This is a genomic window from Shigella sp. FJ200513 (assembly GCF_040495915.1).
In the GTDB taxonomy this organism is placed as follows: domain Bacteria; phylum Pseudomonadota; class Gammaproteobacteria; order Enterobacterales; family Enterobacteriaceae; genus ECMA0423.
On record NZ_JBDYCV010000155.1, the window covers coordinates 1 to 6,208 of the forward strand.

5 protein-coding genes and 1 pseudogene are annotated in these 6,208 nt (G+C 51.6%); 4 read left to right on the plus strand and 2 right to left on the minus strand.

Annotated features, from left to right (window positions below; genetic code table 11):
• The first annotated feature begins 1 nt into the window (after position 1).
• The 3 genes and pseudogenes from ABZJ92_RS20040 to speB all read left to right on the plus strand — a co-directional run bounded on the left by ABZJ92_RS20040 (position 2) and on the right by speB (position 1,514).
• The gene (locus ABZJ92_RS20040; RefSeq protein WP_003032489.1) at positions 2–58 is read left to right on the plus strand and encodes an IS1 family transposase; all 57 of its coding nucleotides are present in this window, start codon (positions 2–4) and stop codon (positions 56–58) included.
• Positions 59–74: 16 nt separating this feature from the next.
• A pseudogene (locus tag ABZJ92_RS20045) lies at positions 75–458 on the plus strand (hypothetical protein); the annotation flags it as partial.
• Positions 459–593: 135 nt separating this feature from the next.
• Positions 594–1,514 (plus strand): agmatinase, encoded by a 921-nt coding sequence (gene speB, locus ABZJ92_RS20050; RefSeq protein WP_000105566.1) that lies wholly within the window; start codon positions 594–596, stop codon positions 1,512–1,514.
• Between the two features lie 205 nt (positions 1,515–1,719).
• On the opposite strand, the gene loiP is transcribed toward speB, so the two are convergent.
• Positions 1,720–2,478, minus strand: coding sequence for a metalloprotease LoiP (gene loiP, locus ABZJ92_RS20055; RefSeq protein ID WP_005051759.1), 759 nt, complete (start codon positions 2,476–2,478; stop codon positions 1,720–1,722).
• Between the two features lie 277 nt (positions 2,479–2,755).
• Between loiP and tkt the strand changes: the two genes are divergently transcribed.
• The gene (gene tkt, locus ABZJ92_RS20060; RefSeq protein ID WP_025745414.1) at positions 2,756–4,747 is read left to right on the plus strand and encodes a transketolase; all 1,992 of its coding nucleotides are present in this window, start codon (positions 2,756–2,758) and stop codon (positions 4,745–4,747) included.
• Positions 4,748–4,792: 45 nt separating this feature from the next.
• On the opposite strand, the gene ABZJ92_RS20065 is transcribed toward tkt, so the two are convergent.
• Positions 4,793–5,701 (minus strand): prohibitin family protein, encoded by a 909-nt coding sequence (locus ABZJ92_RS20065; protein ID WP_000646937.1) that lies wholly within the window; start codon positions 5,699–5,701, stop codon positions 4,793–4,795.
• Positions 5,702–6,208 lie beyond the last annotated feature (507 nt).

Genomic DNA, 6,208 nt, shown 5'->3' on the forward strand with positions numbered 1-6,208 from the left:
GGTGGAGCTGCATGACAAGGTCATCGGGCATTATCTGAACATAAAACACTATCAGTAAGTTGGAGTCATTACCCAGAGTCGGAATGAATTATCAATTATATGTCCGTAATTACAGTCGTAACACCAACTACGAGATCGTTGCTACGGCTGATGGCCTGGATGTGCTGAACGGCAAGCAAGGTTCGCTGAATAACAACGGCTATATTGTGAATGCCGGAGATTCGTTAGTGATTAAAGGATTCCGCAAAGATAAACATACTGAAGCGGCTTTTCAGTTCGCCAACGTTGCTGATTCCTACGCAGCCAATTCGGCGCAAGGCGATGTGCGTAATACCGGGGTAATCGGCTTTGCCGCCTTTGAATTACAAGGCCCGGCGCAAAACGCGCTGCCGCCGTGCTCTGGACAAGCCTTTCCGGCAGATAACAATGGCTATGCGCCGCCACCGTGTCGGAAATAGCAACCTCGCTTGATGCCTCGCCCATTTAAGGCGATAATTAGCACAAACTTGTGTTTCGCAAATCCAACCCTTCCTCGTCGGGCCTAACGACGCGGAAGGGTTTTTTTATATCGACTTTGTAATAGGAGTCCATCCATGAGCACCTTAGGTCATCAATACGATAACTCACTGGTTTCCAATGCCTTTGGTTTTTTACGCCTGCCGATGAACTTCCAGCCGTATGACAGCGATGCAGACTGGGTGATTACTGGCGTGCCGTTCGATATGGCCACTTCTGGTCGTGCGGGTGGTCGCCACGGTCCGGCAGCGATCCGTCAGGTTTCGACGAATCTGGCCTGGGAACACAACCGCTTCCCGTGGAATTTCGACATGCGTGAGCGTCTGAACGTCGTGGACTGCGGCGATCTGGTATATGCCTTTGGCGATGCCCGTGAGATGAGCGAAAAGCTGCAGGCGCACGCCGAGAAGCTGCTGGCTGCCGGTAAGCGTATGCTCTCCTTCGGTGGTGACCACTTTGTTACGCTGCCGCTGCTGCGTGCTCATGCGAAGCATTTCGGCAAAATGGCGCTGGTACACTTTGACGCCCACACCGATACCTATGCGAACGGTTGTGAATTTGACCACGGCACTATGTTCTATACCGCGCCGAAAGAAGGTCTGATCGACCCGAATCATTCCGTGCAGATTGGTATTCGTACCGAGTTTGATAAAGACAACGGCTTTACCGTGCTGGACGCCTGCCAGGTGAACGATCGCAGCGTGGATGACGTTATCGCCCAGGTGAAACAGATTGTGGGTGATATGCCGGTTTACCTGACTTTTGATATCGACTGCCTGGATCCTGCTTTCGCGCCGGGAACCGGTACGCCAGTGATTGGCGGCCTGACCTCCGATCGCGCCATTAAACTGGTACGCGGCCTGAAAGATCTCAACATCGTTGGGATGGACGTAGTGGAAGTGGCTCCGGCATACGATCAGTCGGAAATCACCGCTCTGGCTGCGGCGACGCTGGCGCTGGAGATGCTGTATATTCAGGCGGCGAAAAAGGGCGAGTAAGCACCAGATGCGATGCGCACGGGTAAAACGTGCCATTAATGTCGGATGCGGCGTGAACGCCTTATCCGACCTACGTTCGGCACCCGTAGGCCGGATAAGATGCGCCAGCATCGCATCCGGCAATGCGCACAAGGTAACAAATGTGCCATTAATGTCAGATGCGGCGTGAACGCCTTATCTGACCTACGTTCGACACCACTAGGCTTTACTTAATCCCATCCGCGCTGATGCGATCGCGAATATGCTGGGCACGTTCGGCGGATGCAGGATGGTCGTCAAACATTGAGCTTTGACGACCTTCTTCCAGCTTCGCCAGTTTTTCAAAGCTGGTGGCAAGACCTGCCGGGCTGATGCCGCGTTGGTGCAGAAGATCGTAAGAATAATCATCGGCTTCTGCTTCCTGGCGCTGGGAGAATTGCGAATTGACTAATTTCTCGCCCAGATCACCAAGTTGTGATTGAGATAAACTGCCGACAATCCCGCCCGCAGAGGCCGCAGCTACTCGCACGGCATTTGTACCAAGCGCCACCTGCATCCCTTTCTTCACATGGCCTAACGCCACGTGCCCCATCTCGTGACCGATCACCGCTTCGACTTCGTTATCTGTCATCATATCCATCAGCCCGCTATAGACGCGGATACAGCCGTTAGCCATTGCAAAGGCGTTCACATCCTTCGCCATATACACTTTGTAATTCACCGGCTGACCGTTGATATTGTTGCCTAGCGCATTGGCAATAGTTGTCAGACGTTTAGCGTATTCGCTATTGGCTGGCGCAATCGTCGCCTTGCTGTCCATCTCCTGACATGCCTGATCGCTCAGGGTTTTCACCTGCGCATCACTCAAACTGTAAGCCTGAAAAGCTTCCGCTCCTGATGAGAGCAGTCCGTTGGAGTCCATATTCTGGCAACCGGTCAGTACCGTTGCCACGCTCATTGCTACCAATAAGGCGCGAATTTTCATGTTTTCTCTTCCGCACAAGGTCAGGATTATTCTAAAAATGCGCCGTTTGCAGGTGAATCGACGCTCAGTCTCAGTATAAGGAAAAGCGCAGCGGACGGGCGAGCAGATTGCGCAACATGCGAGCATGATCCAGAGATTTCTGAAGCGGCAAAAGGATGTTCCATGTACATGACGCGCGGCTTGCGGTAAATTGTTGGCAAATTTTCCGGCGTAGCCCAAAACGCGCTGTCGTCAAGTCGTTAAGGGCGTGCCCTTCATCATCCGATCTGGAGTCAAAATGTCCTCACGTAAAGAGCTTGCCAATGCTATTCGTGCGCTGAGCATGGACGCAGTACAGAAAGCCAAATCCGGTCACCCGGGTGCCCCTATGGGTATGGCTGACATTGCCGAAGTCCTGTGGCGTGATTTCCTGAAACACAACCCGCAGAATCCGTCCTGGGCTGACCGTGACCGCTTCGTGCTGTCCAACGGCCACGGCTCCATGCTGATCTACAGCCTGCTGCACCTCACCGGTTACGATCTGCCGATGGAAGAACTGAAAAACTTCCGTCAGCTGCACTCTAAAACTCCGGGCCATCCGGAAGTAGGTTATACCGCTGGTGTGGAAACCACCACCGGTCCGCTGGGTCAGGGTATTGCCAACGCAGTCGGTATGGCGATTGCAGAAAAAACGCTGGCGGCGCAGTTTAACCGTCCGGGCCACGACATTGTCGACCACTACACCTACGCCTTCATGGGCGACGGCTGCATGATGGAAGGCATCTCCCACGAAGTTTGCTCTCTGGCGGGTACGCTGAAGCTGGGTAAACTGATTGCGTTCTACGATGACAACGGTATTTCTATCGATGGTCACGTTGAAGGCTGGTTCACCGACGACACAGCAATGCGTTTCGAAGCTTACGGCTGGCACGTTATTCGCGACATCGACGGTCATGACGCGGCATCCATCAAACGCGCAGTTGAAGAAGCGCGCGCAGTGACTGACAAACCGTCCCTGCTGATGTGCAAAACCATCATCGGTTTCGGTTCCCCGAACAAAGCCGGTACTCACGACTCCCACGGTGCGCCGCTGGGCGACGCTGAAATTGCCCTGACCCGCGAACAGCTGGGCTGGAAATATGCACCGTTCGAAATCCCGTCTGAAATCTATGCTCAGTGGGATGCGAAAGAAGCAGGCCAGGCGAAAGAATCTGCATGGAATGAGAAGTTTGCGGCTTACGCGAAAGCTTATCCGCAGGAAGCGGCTGAATTTACCCGCCGTATGAAAGGCGAAATGCCGTCTGACTTCGACGCCAAAGCGAAAGAGTTTATCGCTAAACTGCAGGCTAATCCGGCGAAAATCGCCAGCCGTAAAGCGTCGCAGAATGCTATCGAAGCGTTCGGCCCGCTGTTGCCTGAATTCCTCGGCGGCTCTGCTGACCTGGCACCGTCTAACCTGACCCTGTGGTCTGGTTCTAAAGCAATCAACGAAGATGCTGCAGGTAACTACATCCACTACGGTGTTCGCGAGTTCGGTATGACCGCGATTGCTAACGGTATCTCCCTGCACGGTGGCTTCCTGCCGTACACCTCCACCTTCCTGATGTTCGTGGAATACGCACGTAACGCCGTACGTATGGCTGCGCTGATGAAACAGCGCCAGGTGATGGTTTACACCCACGACTCCATCGGTCTGGGCGAAGATGGCCCGACTCACCAGCCGGTAGAGCAGGTCGCTTCTCTGCGCGTGACCCCGAACATGTCTACATGGCGTCCGTGTGACCAGGTTGAATCCGCGGTCGCGTGGAAATACGGCGTTGAGCGTCAGGACGGCCCGACTGCGCTTATCCTCTCCCGTCAGAACCTGGCGCAGCAGGAACGTACTGAAGAGCAGCTGGCAAACATCGCGCGCGGTGGTTATGTGCTGAAAGACTGTGCTGGTCAGCCGGAACTGATCTTCATCGCCACCGGTTCTGAAGTTGAACTGGCGGTTGCTGCCTACGAAAAACTGACTGCCAAAGGCGTGAAAGCGCGCGTGGTGTCCATGCCGTCTACCGACGCATTTGACAAGCAGGATGCGGCTTACCGTGAATCCGTACTGCCGAAAGCGGTTACTGCACGCGTTGCGGTAGAAGCGGGTATTGCTGACTACTGGTACAAGTATGTTGGCCTGAACGGCGCTATCGTCGGCATGACCACCTTCGGTGAATCTGCTCCGGCAGAGCTGCTGTTTGAAGAGTTCGGCTTCACTGTTGATAACGTTGTTGCGAAAGCAAAAGCGCTGCTGTAATCAGTAAGACGTTTTGTGAGAAGGACCGCGAAAGCGGCCCTTTTTTTACTTAGTAGAGATAAACGGAACTGTGCTGCCGGGGATCATGGTATCGGGCAGTTTACCGTCCCAACGTTCGGCAGTGGTGAGGGCTACAAGTCCGGGATTATCCCGCAGAGCTTCACCGCGCAGGCGGATTGCTTCTGCTTCAGCCGCACTTTTTAAACGAATAGTTTCAGCCTCTGCCGCGCCTCTTACGCGAATAGTTTCCGCTTCTGCTTTGGCTGCCGCCAGTTTACTGTCTGCTTCTGCCTGGGCCTGAGTTACCGCTATTTGCGCCTGGATTTTCTCTGTTTCCAGATTTTGCTTACGCGTGGCAATGGCGACTTCTGCTTTCATTCGGTTTTCAATCGACTTTTCATAAGCGTCAGAAAAATCAATATTTTCAATCTGGACCCCGTCAATTACCACTGGCCCAACAACGGCTTTGCGCATGGCATTTTGCAGATCCTGAACCAATTTTGTACGATCCTGTACGGCGCTGATGGCGGTATATTGGCCGAAAATGTTCTCCAGCTGAGTTGGCAACTGACGGACAATTAGACGATCTTTTAATGCTTCAATAGTGTTGTAGGTGGTATAAACCGCGCCTGCTTCTGAAGGTTTAATGTGGAAGCTGACTGATACTGTCATTTGTGCCGGTTGCTGGTCGCGGCTGTAGGCCTGTAATCCCTGATAGACCACAGCCTGATTACGCGTGGAAATTTTCTCCACGCTTTCCATAAAAGGGATCTTAAAACCCAGCCCCGGTTCGGCAACTTTTACGATTTTTCCGTAGCGCAGCAAAATGCCGCGTTCACCTTCATTAACGGTGTAATACGAGAGAAATGGCAGCACAACCACGGCAAGCACGCCAATGGCGATAGCAAGAGATTTTTGTGGGCGAAATGAGGTTAATGAAACAGGTGCTTTCATGACAATCTTCCTTGAGTAAAGTATGGGAATATGTCACATGAGATGAGGAGAAAACAGCCGACAGGTGAGAATTCAGAATCTATAAAGGGGTATAGCGAAAAAACATTGCATTAGAAAAGTATGTTTTCGAACATTCAATAAATAAATAGAGATATGCATCACAAATACAATAACAAACAAAATGTTGATTTTGTGATGAACATAACAAATACAAAGTTGACTTTAAAAATATCAATTTCATATTGTTGTTATTTAAGGTTTTATTATTTTGGTTTGTGGGGTTTTTCTTCTCGCGTACCCAATTGCTTTCATTAAACCGCACGAGTATTTTATTTTTACCGCCGGACGGTACCCTAAAAATAAAATAAGGATAATTTATGCGGCTTAGTGATTATTTTCCAGAATCATCAATCTCAGTTATACATTCAGCAAAAGGGTAATGCTGCCAACTTACTGATTTAGTGTATGATGGTGATTTTAAGGTGCTTGCGTGGCTTCCATTTCCAT